Origin of the sequence: Pseudofrankia coriaricola, assembly GCF_001854805.1 — a bacterium.
Classification (GTDB): Bacteria; Actinomycetota; Actinomycetes; order Frankiales; family Frankiaceae; genus Pseudofrankia.
On sequence record NZ_MBLO01000031.1, the window covers coordinates 19261 to 36644 of the forward strand.

Consider the following 17384-nt stretch of genomic DNA (forward strand, 5'->3'; position numbering starts at 1 on the left):
GTGGAAAGCGCGCCACAGGAGTTGTCTCGGTTTCTGCTGTGCAGTTGGCGCGGGCGGTGAAGGATGGCTCCCGCGGTGGTCAGGTAGTCGGACGGGTCGCTGACCGTTGTCGACGCCGTCGTCGTGACGCCCGCTGCGGCGCGGGATCGGAGCCGGCGCCGGGAAGTTGTCGTACCTCGGAGGTAGAACATCTGTGCGAAGACGGCGGCGGTGGTCCTCGTGGCCGCTCTGGGCCGCTCGCTACGGTCCGCTGAGGGCTACCTGGCATGGCTGTTGTTAACTACTACCGCGCGTCGGCGGCTGCTCCGGATGCGACTGATCCGGGCTGACGGCTTTGGGGGAGGGCAGACGGTGGCTACCTACGGTGTGCAGCTGGAGCGCAGCGACCTGCTGCGGCTTCCGCCGTGCGCTGGCAGCTCCTCGGATGACGAGTTCGTCGCCTGGTGCGCGGACGAGGTGACGGCCGGTCGTCGCCTGGCTCTGGATCTCTTCAGCGGAGCCGGCGGCCTCAGCCTTGGCCTCGAGCAGGCCGGGTGGACGGTGGTCGCGGCCGTCGACCATGACCAGCGCGCGATCGAGACCCATCGCGCCAACTTCCGGGGCAGGGCGCTGCAGCTCGACCTCAGCGATCCCGACGTCCGGACCGAGCTTGTCGCCTCGCTGGCCGGTGTCGAGATCGACCTGGTGGCTGGAGGCCCGCCCTGCCAGCCGTTCAGCCGGGCCGGGGCGAGCAAGATCCGCAGCCTGGTCGCGCAGGGGACGCGTTCGCACATCGATCCCCGCCGCGAGCTGTGGATGGCTTTCCTCTCGATCGTGCTCGAGCTGAAGCCGCGTGCAGTGCTGATGGAGAACGTCCCGGACATGGGTCTGGCCGACGACTTCCAGACGGTACGCCGGATGGTCGGCGACCTGGAGGCCTCCGGCTACGCGACCCAGGTGCGGATCATCGACACGTGGAGATACGGGGTTCCCCAGCACCGCCGCCGTCTGATCCTGCTCGCCCGACGGGACGGCGGACCGTTCACCTGGCCCCCGGCGAAGCCCCGGATGACGGTCCGCGACGCGATCGGTGACCTTCCTCCGTTGCTCCTGTCCACCGGCTCTCGGCAACTGCCGCACGTCGAGGGAGCGGAGCTGGGAGAGTTCGCGCGCGAGCTGCGCCAGGGCGCGGACGAGACGTTCATCTACGACCACTTCACCCGCCCGGTCCGTGATGACGACCGCGAGGCGTTCGCTCTGATGGACGAGACGACGCTCTACTCGGCGTTGCCGGACAGGATGAAGCGTTACCGGTCGGACTCGTTCGACGACAAGTACAACCGGCTTGGCTGGGATGAGCTCAGCCGGACGATCACCGCGCACATCGCGAAGGACGGTTACTGGTACATCCACCCGTCCGAGTTGCGGACGCTCACCGTCCGCGAGGCCGCGCGCATCCAGACCTTCCCCGACAGGTTCCGGTTTGCCGGTTACCGGAGCGACGCCTTCAAGCAGATCGGCAACGCGGTTCCGCCGCTGGCGGGTGCAGCGGCAGCGCAGGCGCTGCTGCCACTGCCGGCCAAGGATCCGGCAGTCGAGACGCAGCAGCCGTCGCGGGACTGGCCCGACGTCCATCGGCGCCTGGTGGAGTGGGCGGCTGACCTGGGACGCAGCGAGGCATGGACGGCTGTTCCTGGCGAGGCCATGACGCCGCTGCTCGCGGCGGCCTGCGCGCTGCTGGCCAGGCCCCAGCCGATCCCGGCCGAGGATATGCCCGCGCTTTCCGTGCTGCGTGGGTGCGAACGCCTCGACGAGGCGACGCTGCGGGACTGTCTGCACGTCGCGCCGACGAACACCCGCCGTCGGCTGGAGCGGCTGCGGAAGCTGGTCGACATCGAGTTGCCGAAGGACGCTGGCGACGTCATCAAGCTGCTCAAGTTGCGTCCCACCGAGGCGAAGGTCTTCAAACTGCTCCGCGGGTACGACGTGCTCGTCGCTGGGGCGAGCACGATCCGGGTCGCCGCCCGGTTCCTTGGCACCAGGCCCGAGGAGCAGATCGAGCAGAACCCGCTGACGGACGGGCGCATCGACCTGTCGCGGCTGGTCGGGACGGGCGAGCAGGAAACTGGCCGGCCGGCGGAGACCGTCGACGAGCCTGACCGGCTGGTGATGAGGGGCGAGGAGGCGCCGCTGCGGATGGCGGCCATCCGCCACCTGGGGATGACGGTGTGCGAGTCGACCACTCCGAACTGCGCTGCCTGTCCGCTTGCACCGGCGGGCTGCGCCTACGCCCGTAAGTCGGTGGCGCGGGCGGCGTCCAGGCTTGACGAGGCCTTGTCGGCGGGCGGCCTCTTCGCATCCTGAGCCGCGCACTGCACGAGCACGGCGGCTTCGTCCGCGCTGCGGCGCACCTGGCACTCCCAGACTCGCAGGACCGTCCAGCCGGCCTCGGTGAGCGTTGCGTCGTTGCGACGGTCCCGGTTGCGGTTCGTCTCCATCTTCTGGCGCCACAGCTCGGCGTTCGGGCCGCGGTACTGCTTCATCCCGTGTTCGGGGCAGCCGTGCCAGAAGCAGCCGTCGACGAAGACCGCGAGCCGCCAGCGGGGAAGCACGAAGTCGGGGGTGCATCGCGGTGCCACCGTCTGATGGACCCGGAAGCGGAGGCCAAGACCGTGCACGGCCTTGCGCAGCGCGACCTCGGGCTTCGTGTTCTGCGCCTTGCGGCCCCGCAGGTGGTTGCCAGCGTCCGTCGCGACCCACGTCGGTCGCTTGCTGACGCTCTCATCGCCGGCGGTGCCCGGGCCATCCACGGTCACGCCTCGGATTCTTCCAGCTTTGACCTGGCCCGCCGCACGTCGGCTGGGCATACCTGGCTTCTACCCGTGAGATCTCCAGGTACGACCAGCCAGCACCCTCGGTTGCCAGTGTGGCCTCAGCCGGCGCCGGAGGCCGATGCTGCCTTCGACTGGTCGGCTTGGACCTTCTTCGGCTTCCGCTTCGACTCCGCCTTGACCTGCTGGGTTGCGTAGCGGCAGGTGGCGGCCAGCGGGCAGCTCTCGCAGACCGGGTCGTGTGGTCGGCAGACTGAATTGGCGAGCGCGATCAGCGCAAGATGCGCCTCGCGGGCGGTTCCGGGACCGCCGATGAGCCGGGCCACGGCGAGCCGTCCGTCGGACATCCGGTTCTGGAAGTCGACGGAGCTACCATCGTGCCGGGCGGCAAGGCGCAGCACGCCCTTGCCGACGAGCACGGGTTCCGGGCTCTCGTCGACGTCCGTCGTCCGAACGGCGAGGACCGCCAGCTCAACGACGGACTGGGCCACATGCGGGGTGTTCCCGGTCGGATCGGGCGCGTCGAGTGCCTCCGGATGATCCAGCAACCAGCGGGCCGCTTCCAGCAGCTGCTCGGCGCGATGCCGGCGCCCGATCCAGTTGGCTGACTCGAGGAACCTCTCCGCGGCCTCGACCGTCGCGGCCGGGCTGTCCCAGCCGGAGAAAAGCGGCCAGAGAAGGCGGAGCTCATCGACCGTCACCCGGTCGAACAACATCTCGGCGACGACAACCTGCCATCGGGTCCGGGCCGCCAGCCAGGGGACGTGCAGGGTGGTGTCACGCTGCTGCGCGAACCAGGCGGTCAGCCGGCCCGCAACTTCGGTCGTCGTTACCTGCGGCGACCTTGGTGCCGAGATGCTCTCGATCAGGGCGTGGCCCAGATGCTCGCCGAGGCGGGGTGGTACGGCGTTCCCGATCTGCCGGAACGCGGCCGACGGCGGGCCGGCGAACCGGATGTGGTCGGGGAAGGTCTGCAGACGCGCCGCCTCGCGGATGGTCAGCGTCCGGCTCTGGCGCGGATGGATGTACCAGTAACCATCCTTCGCGATGTGCGCGGTGATCGTCCGGGAGAAGTCGTTCTCGTTCAGCTTCTTGTACTTGTCGTCGAAGATGTCGTCCCGGTACCGCTTCATCTCGGGCGGAAGGTCCGAGTAGAGCGTCGTCTCGTCCATGAGCTCGAACGCCTCGCGGTCGTCGGGCCGGACCGGACGGGCGATGTGGTCGTACACACGGTCGACCTCGTGCGCCGGGACCTTCGCGCGCATTGCTCGCTGGAACGTGGTCTGGTCTTCCGGCTCGTACGCCGACCAGCCGACCGCGCCGCCCGGTGGCCGCCAGCCGCCCTCCACCTCAGGAAGGTCGCCGATGGCGTTCCAGACGGTAACGCGCTCCGGAGCATCGGCAGGCCAGCGGAAACGGGCGCCGTCGCGCATCGCGGCGATGATCAGTCGCTGCCTGAACTGCGGGACGCCGAATCGGGCGGTATCGACGAGCTGCGCCTCGACGGAGTACCCGAGCCCTTCAAGCGTGTGGACGACCGCCCGGAAGATGAACATCTCCCGGTCCAGCGCCATGTCGGGCACGTTCTCCATCAGCACGCAGGCCGGCTCCGCCTGGCGCACGATCGTGAGGAACGACTCCCACAGGTCCCGTCGCCGGTCATGCGCCTCCGCAAGCCCGAGCCGCACTCGATGCCGGATCTTCGACCGACCCGCCCGCGAGAACGGTTGGCACGGCGGCCCGCCGACCACCACATCCAACCGAAGCGATCGGATCAGTTCAGCGATCTCGTCGACCTTCGCCAGGTCAGACAGGTCCTCGTCGAGCGTCAGGCCACCGAAGTGATGGCGATGCGTCTCGGTCGACTCAGGGTCGTGGTCGACCCCGAGCACCACGCGAAGTCCGGCCTCCTCCAGCCCGAGGCTCAGCCCGCCGGCGCCGGAGAACAGATCGGCGACGAGCAACTGGTCCGGGTTCTCGGACCGCAGCCGGGCGACGTATGACGCCATGTCGGCGAGATCCGCGCAGCTGTCCGGGTGCGGCTTCAGCCGCACGAACGGCCCTCGGACCAGTTTGACACCGTAGCCGCCTGGCTTCCCGCCAGCGTCCCCGGCCCGGCGAGCGCGTCGATCCGGGGCTTCAGGCGGCATTGGATGCTGGTACGGCTAGATCGGCGACCAGGTCGGCGGGGGGAGTCCACCCGATTCGCTGGACCTCGAACCAGCTGGACTCCTTCTTGGCCCACTCGGTGACGTTCCCCATTCCCGGCGCGTTTGTAATCACGGCGCGCACCAGGGTCGCCAGGTCGGGCACGGCGCGCTCGAGCGAGTCAGGAACGGCCTGCGCGCGCCAGATCCGGTTCAGGTCAAGGGCGCCACCGAGCCGGTCGACGATCAGGGAGATCGTGCATGCGGTGATGTTGGCCAGATACCCGCTGTAGCCCTGCTGCTGAATGAGCTTCCGGACCCGGTTGTAGAGGATCGTCTTGGCGACGAGATCGCGGAAGTCCGCGTCGGTCGGCGTCTCGACCACGGCTGGGTCGCCGTTCATGGACCACCACTGGAAGCACTTCTGCCCACCCAGGCTCACGATGTGCGGCTGGCGCCGGTAGGCGAGTTCATACTTGGCCGCGTCCGTCTTCGTGATCTTCTGGCTCTTCGGGTTGTCGAGGTCGAACTGCTTTTGCTCGGAGCGCTTCGAGAACCGCGCCCGGTCGACGTCGTACTGGCCACGGACACGCTCGTAGTACCAGTGCGTCTGCCGCGCACCAGCGCTGACGACCGGGGCCCAGATGGCGCGGGAGTGCTTCTCCATCTCTACGTGGTACGGGCTGTTGCCCTCGAAGTCGGCCGCGGTGACAGCGTTCTGCGAGTTGGCGTACATCGAGATCTTCGGGACCAGTTCGTCGAGGAGACGGTCGCCAACCACCGTGAATTTGGTGGCGACGTGGACGTCGGAGAGGCCGTCGACACCGGCCTTGAAAGCGACGTGCAGCGACGCCGTCGTCTGGCCGCCGTTCACGATCTGAAGGTCGCTGATGGTACGGATCACCCGGCGGCCGTCCGCCGCGGTCCCGAACTCCATGGACGTCGCGGTCGCGGAGATCCCGTTGTTGTACGCAAGGAAACGGCCCGGATTATTCTTGATCGTCTCTGCGATGGCCTTGTTGACCTTGGTGCGGGCCTGCAGGAACGCACGCACGTTGCGCTGCAGCAGGCGGCTGTGGTGGAGGTCGTACAGCCCCGCGATGAGGGATGCCGGCAGCACCGCCAGCACGCACTCATACTCTTCCGGCTGCTTAGGCGCCTCCAGGCACGGGATCTCGTAGCCCATCTCCAGGAGGTCGATGACGATCTCCTCCTGGCGCCGTCCGGAGGTCATCAGCCGGTGGAGCCGGGTGAGGTCCCAGAGCTGGATGGCGACCGGCAGACTTCCGGCCGTGAGATCGTCGGCCCAAGTGCCGGAGGTGCTGACGGTGCCGTCGGTCAGCGCGACGACTTGGACCTTCTCGAACTCGGACCAGCAGTTCCTGATCCGCTCGGCCATGTCTCGCTGTGGCGACTTCTCGAGCTGGTCAGGCAGCTCGCCGCGACACGCCTCGGCGAAGTTGAGCGCATAGCGGACCAGCTGGTCTATCTGGCCCTTCTTGACGATCGCCTCGCCATAGTGCGCGGCGAGCAGGCGCAGGACCGAACCATCCGTGCTGATGTCGAAACCGGCGACCTCGAGGTGCCGGTTCTTCCACTGCCTGCGGACGAAGCAGGACTCCGGGTTGTCGAGCGTGCCGTCCTCGGCCAGCGCTTCGCCGGCGACCTGCACGAACGCGTCCCGGAGCATGATCTCCTCGGACGCCGCCCGTTCGTGCACCCACTGATGAAGCTCGGCGACGAAGTCGGTGATCTCTGTACTCAATGCCGTCCGTCCTGGGGTGTCGCGGGTGGTTCCCGGTGGCGTCGGAACACGTCGGCTGAAAGCCGCCTCGTCATCTTCGCAAGCACTGCGACGCGTGGTTGTAGCGGAGCTGGCACGACGAGTGGCTGATCGGGGGTCGTGCCGCGCCAGGCGTCGAGCTGGGCCGGCTCGATCTCGATCTCGAGGCGGGCCAGAGAAGTGTCCGCGTCGAGATCGAGATCGGGAAGGCCGAGCCACCCGCCCAGAGACCAAAAGTAGCTGTCGCATACGACGTAGAGGCCCTGCGTCTCCCGCCACGAGCCCCGATCGCCGGCCTCCCGGAAGTCCCCCTCGTCGAGAGCGTCCGGGTACGGCAGGACGTACGGCGTCACGAGCGCCAACAGGCCGTCGCCGGGCACGGGCTCGGTCCCGAAGTCCTGGGTGGCCGGGTGCGTGAGCAGGAACGGATCCCGCGAGGCGACCGGGACTTGGATGACTTTGGGCTCGGGCGACGTCTCTCCGGCGGGCGTCGGCGCCGCTACCTCGGGCTCGTCTCTGGGGACGGGCACCGCTGTGGGCACTGGTGCCCGCGGCGGGACCTGAAGACCGGCCGGATCCGGCACGGATGTCGGGCCGGGCGTGGCCGGCGGAACGGTTCCAGGCGTGGATTCCGTGCGATCGACGGTCTTGGACGGTCTGGGCACCAGCGGCCTTCGGCCGTGGAACGGGATCACCTGCCCGCGTGCCGGCCGCGACGCGGGCGCAGGCCCTGGCCCGGCGGCGTCCTCCAGGTATGCCTTCCGGAGCCTGTCCTTCAACTGCTCCAGCGCCTTCTTCTCGATCTGACGGATGCGCTCCCTGGTCACGCCGAAGACCTGCCCGACCTGTTCCAAGGTTCGCGGCTGGTTGTGGTCGAAGCCGAACCGCAACCTGATGATCTCTGCGCTCTTCGGGCTCAGTTCCGCGAGCTCCTTGGCCACGATCAGACGGAGCCATTCCCGGTCGAGGATCGTGTCCAGATCGGCATCAGAGTCCGGGATGCCGATGAGTTCGCTCAGGACCGTGTCCCCGCCGTCGCCGATCGGCTGGTCGAGGCTCACTACGCCCTGCACGAGCAGGCGGAGGCACTGCTCGACGGCCTTCTCGGACAACCTCGTCGCAGCCGCGATTTCGGAAAGTGACGCGCGGTCGAACGGCATCTGTAGCCTGCCGCAGGCACGACGAACCTTGTTGACCTGCTCGGCCATGTGCACCGGCAGACGAATGAGCCGGCCCTCGTCAGCGACAGCGCGGCCGATCGACTGGCGGATCCACCAGGTGGCGTAGGTCGAGAACTTGTACCCCTGTGTCGCATCGAACCGCTGGACGGCGCGCATCAGCCCGATACTTCCGTGCTGGATGAGGTCGTCGAGGTCAAGGCCCTGCCCTTGGTACTTCTGCGCGATGGAGGCGACGAGCCGCCGGTTGTGCAGGACCAGTGCGTCATACGCCCGGGCCCGCTCGTCGCTGGGAGCCAGCGGCTTACGGAAGTCCTTCCCCAGGTCCTCGTGCAGCGGACGGTCGGGGCGCATAAGGATCGCCAGGCCGACCTCCTCTGCCGCGCTCAGGATGTACGTGTCGTGGCGGCGGCGTAGTTGGTCGTCCTCGAGTAGGCGGCGTGCCGAGGCGGCCGCTTCCGGTGGGGGGACCACCGGGTCGAGATCACTCACTGCCAGCCCGAGATCGTTCTCGGCCAGTTCGCTCAGGGGCGGATCGTCGTGATCCGTTTCGGTCTCGTCCGCGAACGCATCATCGGCCGCGGGCTCGGCCGTCTCGTCCGAGTTCGGAAGGTCGACCGAGAGCTCGGATGGCCCGAACGCGTCATGCACGAACGGCTTGCCCCGCTGGTCGTCGAACAGGTCGAGAGGAAGCTCGCGGATCATGCGCGGGTCGCCCTCGCCCGAGTAGGCGAGGACGACCATCCGGCGAGCCCGGGTCACCAGGTACTCCAGTGCCCCCGCGAGCGAGGGTGCGGACGCATCGAGCGTGACGTCCTGCAGCTCCGGAAGCACGACGGTGTCGAACTCGACCCCCCGCGCGGATGCCCAGGTCGTGACCTTCAGGCCCGGCTTGTCCAGGTCGATTCGCCCGTCCGGAAGCCTGAAGCTGGCACTGTGTTGGAACTGGACCGCGCCCGTTGTACCGCGACTGAGCGCGCGGTACAACGCGTCCACCTGTGTGACCTGCTGGACCAGCACCCCGATGCGCTCGCGCGGGTGCTGGTCGCGGTAGTCGCGCAGCCGTTCGGCGGTCTCGGTCAGATCGGTGTCATGCCAGAGCACCGAAGGGACGCCACCGCGGTCCGGCAGCGTTGGCCGACGCCCACCGGCCTGTTCACGGAGGTGAGCGGCCAACTGGGCGATCGAGGTCGTGTTTCGGACGTTCTCGCGCAGGAAAATCGGCCGGCCCTGGCCCAGAACAGCCTGGATCTCCTGCACGGAGGCGCCGCCGGCGCCAGCGCCCGCGTCAGCCTCGACGAAGACCGTCAACGAGACACCCAGAACCCGCAGCAGGACATAGAGATCCCGTGGAAGCTGCCCACCGTCCACCACGACTACGTGTCGGCGTACCCGGCGCGGGGAGACCTCGCGTAACGCGCGGTCAAGGCACGTCTCGAAGTCGTACTCCCACGGTCCCAGCATCGGCGCGTCGTTGTGAAACAACTTTCGCCAGAGGTCGGGGAAGAACGAGTGATACCGCTCGATCCTGGTGCCGCGATCGCCCGATGCGCGCCGCAGCCCGAGCTGAGCGATCAGTAGCGAGCCTTGGGCAACGACGGAGACTCGCAGGCCCATCGAGGTCAGCCGACCGGCGAGTTGCATCGCCGAGCGGGCCATCCCCGAACCCGGCGATGCAACGATCAGCTGGGCGTCCAGGGAGATGGTCTGTCCGTCGCTGGGCGCCGCCGTGTGCACAGACTTCACGGGGAGGCGAGGTCGAAGGCGCCGTCGATCGCGGCCAGCATGTTCCGGAAGAAGCCAAACTCCTCGTCCACGACCAGGCGGCGGTCGAGCAACCGGTTGGCGGCTACGCAGCTGGTTTCGGCAACCAGTGAGCATGCGTGGCAGGCCGCCATGGACAGGCCGTACGGTCCCTGCCCCGTTGACTCACCACATACCGGGTCGAACGAGCACCAGCGTGCCGCGGTGAGCGCGCCAGCGATCAAGGTGGTGAGCCGGTCGGGCTCGCCCAGCCGTACCAGTCCGCCGAGGGTGCCCTCGGTGTCGCCCGCTGCGGTGTAGATCAATACGCCGGCCATCCGCGGGCCGGTCTCCGACTCGGTCACATAGAGCCGTTCGCGCAGTGAGGAGGACGAGTATCCGGCCTCGAACGCCGTCTGGCGTAGCAGCAGGTGCGCGAACGTATGCAGCAGCACGAAACGGGGGGTCGGCATGGACAGCCGGGCGAACTCGGTGCGGGTGTTCTTCCGGCCGGCAAGCGTCTGAGCGCGGCCGACCACCGTAGGCCGCCGTTCCCAGGTCTCCAGCGCGTCCTCGTTGAAACGCAGGAAAAATCCCTCGCCGCAGACCTCCACACCGGGAAGGAGCATGCGGTGGGGGCCGAGGTTGGCGGAGATCAGATGGTCGGCCTTGTGGCGCCTGAACCCCTCCAGAACCCGGACCTCGCGGAGCTTCTCGACCAGGGTGACCTCGGTGGCCAGGTACGTCAGCTCGCTGGCCGCTGCGCCGAGGCGTCCTTCGACGGCGGTTGCCGCCAGATCCTTCTTGCGAGCGACGAAGTTGTTACGTCGGTCGTAGGCGTCCGGGCCCGCCGGTGGCTCGGTGAGCGCCATCCACTCGCCTGGGATGAGGTCCGCCCGCTCGCTGGTCGGGCCCGACGGCTCTGCGCCGGCTTCCAGACTCGCGAGTACGGCCTCCACCTCAGAAAACGGCAGGCCGGTCTCCGTCGCTGCCACACCCAACAGGACGCTGCGTGCCGGGTGGCCCGGATTGTCGAGTACCAGGCTGAAGTTGCTGTTTGCCTTCAGCAGGACCAAGGGGCTGTTGAGCACGCTCCAGTTCGACTCCGGCGGGATGTCGATCGCTGAGACGATTTCTGGGAAGTAGACGCTGGACGCACCGCGCTGGACGGCGGCCAGGGGCTCGTCGCATGAGACGGCCTCGGCGTCGACCTGCCATGGCTGCCGTCCGCTGCAGCGCTGCCCGACGCGTCGGAGCGCTTCTTTCGTTGGCAGGTCTTCGAGCGAGCGCGAGGCTCCACAGGCTGAGCAGCGAACCTCCGTCGACTGCAGACCACCACCGACGCCGGCATTGGTTTCGAACGTCAGCCGGCTGTCCGCGCATCTGCCTGTTCCACCGCCCGCTCGGCCTGAGGGCCCTGACCGAGCGGCCGAGTGCGCCCAACGCCGCCAGTCGACGTCGCTGAGGTGGCCGCGCGCGCAGATGGCGACGAACCGCATCGGCACCAGTTGCGGGATGGGCTTCTTGGTGCAGCTCTGACAGCGGGGTACGGGATCCTTCTTCTCTCGGACCGTGCTCCAGCGCTCCATGCGCCGGCAGCTCGGGCAGAAGAGCCACTGTGGGAAGCGGTAATAGGGCAGGCCCCTCGCGGGCGCCGTCTTGATCTCGTGGATCCGCAGCGACGCCTCAAGCCTGGGCATACGGATTGCCTTGGCACTGTGCGGCCACCGGCTGACGTCCTCGGCGACGAAGGACTCACCGACCAGATCAATGATCGCGCCAGGTCCGAATGGGCTGACGGTCTGCGATCGACGGACCTTCCGGATGGTCACTTGTCGGCCCCCCTGATCTTGATCACTACCGTGACGTCCACATTGCGCATCGAGTCCAACGTCGGCCAACCGTCGCCTGCCTCGTCGTATCGCCGGAGGAGACCAGGCTGGTGCTTGACCGCCCTGTAGGTGAGCCCGAACTCGTCGCCGTCGACCCGAAGCGCCTTCTCCCGCCACTCGGCCGCGAGCTGCCACAGATCCTGTTCGATCTCCGCCGCCTCGGTCTGCTTCGCTTCGCTGTCCTTCGCCCCGCTGTACTCGGCGTCGCTAGCCCGCGCCAAGAACATGTCCAGCAGCGTCGTCATCATCGGGTCGTCCTGGTCGAACTGGGCGGCGTCCTTCTCCCCGCTCCAGCCGCGGGCGTGGCGCGCCAGGATGACCAGGTCTGCGTGCAGCGCCCGGTTGCGTGCCGGCAGTGAGAAGGGAGTGACGGAGGTCGGCTCGACCGACCGGTACAGCTTGGCGTGGTCGGAGGTGAACCCCTCGTAGTGTGACCGATCTCGGGGCTTGGACGGCGAGTACAACGTGACGACCAGGCCTGGGCGTTCCCTGCTCCGGCCAACTCGGCTGCTCGCCTGGATGTACTCGGCCGTCGTCTTGGGCTGGCCCACAACGACCATCAGCGCCAGCCGCGGGACATCGACGCCGACAGACAGCATGTTGGTGCTCGCCGCGAGCGATACCGATCGCTCCTGGTCGTGGGCCCTGCCCAGCCGTTCGAGCACCCTCGGGATCTCGTGGGAGGCGACGTTGCTCGTCAGCTCGACGACGTCGTCGTCAGTCAGCTTCCTGGGGTTCTCGGCATCCTTGGCGATCACTTTGACGCGGGCTGGGATGTCGTCATGTGCGAGGGTGATCGTCTTGCCAAGCTCTCGGAGGCTGTTGTGATAGGCAACGAGCGTCTGGTAGGCGTCCTGGCCGGAGGGCGTGAGATCCAGGTCGACCGGCGCCTGCAACAGGGCCGCCGCCAGGTGCACCAGCGCCGTCAGCGGCGTGTGGCCCTGCGGCATGACGCCGGTGTAGAGCCGTCCGGGAGCGGAGTGATCGGTGCGGACGAAGTAGGAGTCGTCGGCCTCGAGCCCCGCGGGTGGGAACAGCGCGACCTCGCGGCCGAACACGCCTCTGGTTTGCTCCTCCGCACGCCGGATCGTGGCGGTTGACGCGACGAACTTCGGCCGGGCCTTGTTGTGCTTGAGCAGCACGTCGAAGGCGGCCTCGTAGATCCCGACGATCGTGCCCAGCGGTCCGGAGATGAGATGGAACTCGTCCTGGATGATCAGCGAGGGTCCGGGGTGCGAGCCCGATCCGAAGAAGACGCCCGAGCGTGGGTCCCACACCGTCCGGGCGAACTTGTCCACGGTGCCGACCAGGAACGTCGGCGGGCGCTCGTAGAGATCTTCGTCGACGGACGAGAGCGGCAGACGCTCGTGGAACGGGCAGTGGTGGTTGGGGCAGTAGACCTCGAACGAGTTGTTGGTTGCCCTGACCGCCCAAAGCGGGTTCTCGGACCTCTCGCCGGGCGTGATCCGTGTGCCGCACCACGGGCAGGTCTCGATCTGGAAGCTCTCGGTCGTCGGTTCGGACTCGCGCAGCCGCTGCAGCAGCTTCCTGGCTTCGACGTAGGTGTTCGGGCTGTTGCCGCCACCGACCCAGAGACCGATCGAGATCGGTTCCGAACCCAGCTCAGCCTCGTTATCTCTGCGGAGGAGTTCGCAGGAGCAGATCAGCGTTGCCGCCCGCTGGAACTGCTGCGCAGTGAGAAGCCGCAGGGTATAGCGGGTGATCACCGTAGTGCCGGCGGCCGAGTCCCCACCGCGCAACCTGCGCAGCAGGATGACGAACGCGGTCAGCCCCAGATACGCCTCGGTTTTGCCGCCGCCGGTCGGGAACCAGATCAGGTCGACGAGATCCCGATCTTCGGAGTCCTCGGTCGCGGCGCCCTCCAGTGTGAGGAGCAAGAAGCCCAGCTGGAACGGGCGCCAGCAGTGCGTGTCTGCTGGATAGTCCGGGTTCACCGCGCGGGCGTCGGCGGGGTCGTGGGGTCGACCGGCGAGGCTCGGGCCGCTGTGGACCATCTGCCGGTGCATCGCCCGGTTGGCGAGCGCGAAGGCCCGGCGGACCGTCGGGTCAGCCTCGAGCAGCCGGACGCCGGCGCGCATCCGGGTGCGCGCGGCGTCGACGTCCGAGATGACGCGCGCCGCGGCTGCGCGCAGCGCGGGTGGGACGTCGCTGTCGACCCGGGTCCTTAGGCTGTCCGCCCAGGCCTCGTAGCTGTCTACGAACCCGTTCAGACCACGCACCAGCTCGGGCCAAGCCTCGGTGTCGAACTCGGTGAGCCGGGCGAGGTCGAGGATCTTCTCGTGGCCGGCGACCTCGAACGAGATCCCGGGCACGACCTGCCTAGGAAGGAATGCCGTGTGGACCCACTCCGGGGTCTCCCGGCCGTTGCCGGTCCAGGCTGCCGCGGCGCCGTGTCCGATCGCGTAGGTCGGGACGGTCCGATAGAGAAGTTCGAGTTCCTCGGTCTCCTCATCGCCATAGAGGTGCGGAGTGCTGGGGTACCGCTCGATCGTGCCTGCCGCGGGCTTGGCCTGCATGGTGACCTGGAGCAAGCAGCCGGCCGTCATCTCGGCGTGCGTCTCTGCTCGGACCTGGTTCACCATCGAGACGGTGACGATGGCGCCAGCGTGCCCCTGCCGGCGCCAGACCACCTCGATGCTCGCCCGGCCGTCGAGGATCGGTTTGCTGCCGGTAAGGCGCGCCTGGCTGGCATCGCCCGGAGGCTCGATGCGCACGGCATCGTCGCCGACCAGCCGGATGGGTGTACGCCGCCATTCCTGCCGATCGTCCCGGCCACGGCCCGCAGGCACGTACCTAGCAGCCTCGATCTCGACGATGATCGGCGAACACTCGCTGGTGACGAAGCTCAGGCCGACCGAACTCGGCTTGTTCTGACCTGCCAGCGTCAGTGGATCCTCATCGGCTTCGTCGGTCTGGTTGCCTACCTGACCGGGGACCTCGTCGAGGATCTCGTCACTCTGCTCCGCGACCTGGTATGACGTCACCTCGGTCCGCGGGTACAGCAGTCCGGTCAGGTACCGCCGGTCGGGCGCCTCGTGGAGAACCTCATCGGGTCCGTCGACGGGCCCGACGAGCTGACGCTCCAGATACTCCACGATCTTCTGTCGGTCGTCCGCGCTGGAAGTCATCGGCGCCCCCCGCCTTCTCGTCTGCCGATTAGAACCGGGATGATCCGCACCGGTCGTCCCGCCGCCCCTTCGGGGCGGCCTATCTCACGGAATGCAAGGCTCACCTGACACGGAGGCTCGGTCCGGCTGTTGATCGATTGTCGGGCCGAGCATGTCCCTCCGTTCACTCTCGCTACTCGAACCGGTGTGGCGCATCGCGGACTGCGACTGGCGCGGCGATCCGAAGCTGGCGAGACACGCGTTGTGCTGTCCCGGTGATGCGGAGGATTACGCCGCCTCGGGGCGGTGAGCCGCCGATGGGGCGCCATCCTGTGTCGCGAGACTACTATGTGCTGCGTCGCGAGATCGGCGCGCGCATCAGTCGTTCTCAGAGGGCTCGGCGCAGCCTGCACCTCGGGGTTCCGCGCCCGCTTGGCGTGTCGGATCGAATGCTCGGGGTGCCCATGGCTTCGCTCGGCTTCGCGCAGAGTTTTTTCAAGCGCCTTCCGGATCTCCCAAAGGAGGTCCAGAAGCGGATCCCTGAGCTGCTGGGGAAGTTCCAGGAGAGCACGATCGCCGGGCTCCACCTCGAGAAGCCCCACGCGATCGCGGACGAGCGCGGCCGGACGATCCGGGTCACGAAGTTCTGGCGGGGTGTCGTGATGGCGCCTACGGAAGGTGACCACTACATCCTGTTCGACATACTTGAGCACGACAAGGCGTACGCCTGGCTCACGAACCACACCTTTGCGATCAATTCCGCGACGCAGGACGTGGAGATCGTGGACATCTCCGCGATGCAGGCTGCCGCGGCGGCGCTGCCGATCGTCGGGCCTCAACCATCGCCTGGCACGTTCGACGCGTTCGCCGACGCCGTTCTCCTGGAACTCGGGGTTGAGGAGAACTACCTGCCGCTCGTGCGGCGAGTCCGGTCCGACGCTGACCTCGATCTGCTCACCCGGGCTATGCCAGCCAGTCAGCACCAGGTGCTGGAGATGCTCGCCGCGGGCTTCACCGTCCGCGAGGTGCGGTCCGACCTCGGCATCCGGACCGGGTCGGCCAGTGGCGCGACATCCTCGATGACCCCATCCGCCGGACTCCTCGCTTCACCGACCGTCTTCGTGCCGAAGGGCGCCAAGGAGCTGCAGGAGGCGCTGGACCATCCACTGGAGCTGTGGCGGATCTTCCTGCACCCGTCGCAGCGAAGAATCTCCTACCGGGAGAAGTACTCAGGCCCGGTCCGCGTCACCGGCGGCGCGGGTACCGGAAAGACGGTTGTCGCACTGCACCGTGCTCACCACCTCGCGCGACAGCTGCCCGTGAGGCCGAGGCGCCCAGTCCTGGTCACGACGTTCGTGCGCACGCTCGCCGACGACCTGCGGGCGAACCTGGCTTCGCTCGACTCGGTTACCGGCGTCGACACGGGCACCTCGATCGAGGTGACCACCGTCGACGCGCTCGCACATCGCATCGTCACCGACGCCGAAGGTGTGGCGCCCAAGCTCATTGTCGGCGATGAGCTCCTGATGAAACTGTGGACAACGGCCGCCGCCGCCACCGGCTCGCCGTTCACGCCGGCGGTGCTTCGCCAGGAGTGGGAGAGCGTCGTGCTGGCCAAGGGGGTCCGGGCGCTGGCGGACTACCTGTCGGTCTCCCGGGCTGGGAGGGCGCAGCCGCTGACCAAACCACAGCGTGTCCAGGTCTGGGCCGCGATCGAGCACTTCCTCGGCCTGATGCGTGAGTCGGGCGAGCGAACCTTCTACCAGCTGGCCGATGACGCGGCGCGCTACGCCCGGGCCATGCCGGTCGGAGACTTGTTCCCACACGTCGTCGTCGACGAGGCGCAGGATCTGCACCCTGCGCAGTGGCGGCTACTGCGCGCCGTCGTGCCCGACGGGCCCGACGACCTCTTCATCGTTGGCGATGCGCATCAGCGGATCTACGACCATCGCGTGGCCCTGACGACCATGGGGATTAACGTGCGCGGCCGGTCGCACCGCCTGCGCCTCAACTACCGGACCAGCGAGGAGATCCTCACCTGGGCAATCGCTCTGCTGAGCGGCCAGGTGGTGGATGACCTCGACGCTGGCGTGGACAGTCTGGACGGCTATCGCTCCGCGTTCCACGGCGCGCAGCCGCCGACGATGCGCGGCTACCCGACGCCTGCCGCCGAGTTGGACGGTCTCGTGGCGACGGTCGGCGGCTGGCTCGATGGAGGTGTCGCGTCAGCCGCGATCGGCATCGCGGCCCGCACTCGCAAGACGGCCGATGCCGCCGTCGAGGCGTTGCAGGCGGTCGGGATCGAGTGCAGTCCGCTTGACCGCAAGAAACGCGGCGGCGTCGAGATCGGCACCATGCATCGCATGAAGGGCCTGGAGTACCGGGCGATGGCCGTCATCGACGTCTCTGCCCGCTCGATGCCGCTGCCGTATGTCGTCACGCCGAAGGCCGACGACCCGACCACCCACGCCCAGGACACTCTGCGCGAGCTGTGCCTCCTCTACGTGGCCTGCACCCGTGCCCGCGAGTTCCTCTCGGTCTCCTGGCCGGGTGCGCAGAGCCCATTCCTCCAGACGCTTGGCGACTGACGCCGCGGATGAGCCAGCGACCTAGTGCAGCTCCGCGTAAATCTTGCTGGCCTGGCTGGTGATCAGCCGATCCAGGCGGTGGGGTCGCCGGCGTAAAGCCCGCAGGCGCAGTTGA

At 68.0% G+C, this 17384-nt stretch carries 8 protein-coding genes; 2 read left to right on the forward strand and 6 right to left on the reverse strand.

Going from position 1 to position 17384, the window contains the following annotated elements; all coding sequences use genetic code 11:
• Positions 1 to 351 precede the first annotated feature (351 nt).
• The gene (locus tag BCD48_RS05325) at positions 352 to 2343 is read left to right on the forward strand and encodes a DNA cytosine methyltransferase (RefSeq protein ID WP_071047165.1); all 1992 of its coding nucleotides are present in this window, start codon (positions 352 to 354) and stop codon (positions 2341 to 2343) included.
• Here BCD48_RS05325 and BCD48_RS05330 read toward each other — a convergent pair.
• The 6 genes from BCD48_RS05330 to BCD48_RS05355 form a co-directional block, all read right to left on the reverse strand.
• Positions 2265 to 2795, reverse strand: a complete 531-nt coding sequence (locus BCD48_RS05330) for a very short patch repair endonuclease (RefSeq protein WP_241841533.1) — start codon at positions 2793 to 2795, stop codon at positions 2265 to 2267. The genes BCD48_RS05325 and BCD48_RS05330 overlap by 79 nt on opposite strands.
• 116 nt (positions 2796 to 2911) lie before the next feature.
• Complete coding sequence (locus BCD48_RS05335) at positions 2912 to 4864, reverse strand: DNA cytosine methyltransferase (RefSeq protein WP_071047148.1); 1953 nt, start codon at positions 4862 to 4864, stop codon at positions 2912 to 2914.
• A gap of 85 nt (positions 4865 to 4949) precedes the next feature.
• Positions 4950 to 6722, reverse strand: a complete 1773-nt coding sequence (locus tag BCD48_RS05340) for an AIPR family protein (protein ID WP_071047149.1) — start codon at positions 6720 to 6722, stop codon at positions 4950 to 4952.
• Complete coding sequence (locus BCD48_RS05345) at positions 6719 to 9664, reverse strand: sigma-70 family RNA polymerase sigma factor (RefSeq protein ID WP_071047151.1); 2946 nt, start codon at positions 9662 to 9664, stop codon at positions 6719 to 6721. The genes BCD48_RS05340 and BCD48_RS05345 overlap by 4 nt, the downstream gene beginning before the upstream one ends.
• Complete coding sequence (drmB, locus tag BCD48_RS05350; protein ID WP_071047153.1) at positions 9661 to 11493, reverse strand: DUF1998 domain-containing protein; 1833 nt, start codon at positions 11491 to 11493, stop codon at positions 9661 to 9663. Before drmB ends, BCD48_RS05345 begins: the two co-directional genes overlap by 4 nt.
• Positions 11490 to 14702 carry a helicase-related protein gene (locus BCD48_RS05355; RefSeq protein ID WP_071047155.1) on the reverse strand — a complete coding sequence of 1071 codons (3213 nt, stop codon included), beginning with the start codon at positions 14700 to 14702 and terminating at the stop codon, positions 11490 to 11492. The genes drmB and BCD48_RS05355 overlap by 4 nt, the downstream gene beginning before the upstream one ends.
• 443 nt (positions 14703 to 15145) lie before the next feature.
• On the opposite strand from BCD48_RS05355, the gene BCD48_RS05360 reads away from it, so the two are divergent.
• A complete protein-coding gene (locus tag BCD48_RS05360) occupies positions 15146 to 17269 on the forward strand; it encodes a UvrD-helicase domain-containing protein (protein ID WP_071047157.1) in 2124 nt (707 codons plus the stop codon).
• Positions 17270 to 17384: the final 115 nt, after the last annotated feature.

Excerpts from the sequence above, each read along its gene's own strand:
- BCD48_RS05355 (WP_071047155.1), bottom strand. The coding sequence starts at position 14,702 with ATGACTTCCAGCGCGGACGACCGACAGAAGATCGTGGAGTATCTGGAG.
- BCD48_RS05360 (WP_071047157.1), top strand. The coding sequence starts at position 15,146 with ATGGCTTCGCTCGGCTTCGCGCAGAGTTTTTTCAAGCGCCTTCCGGAT.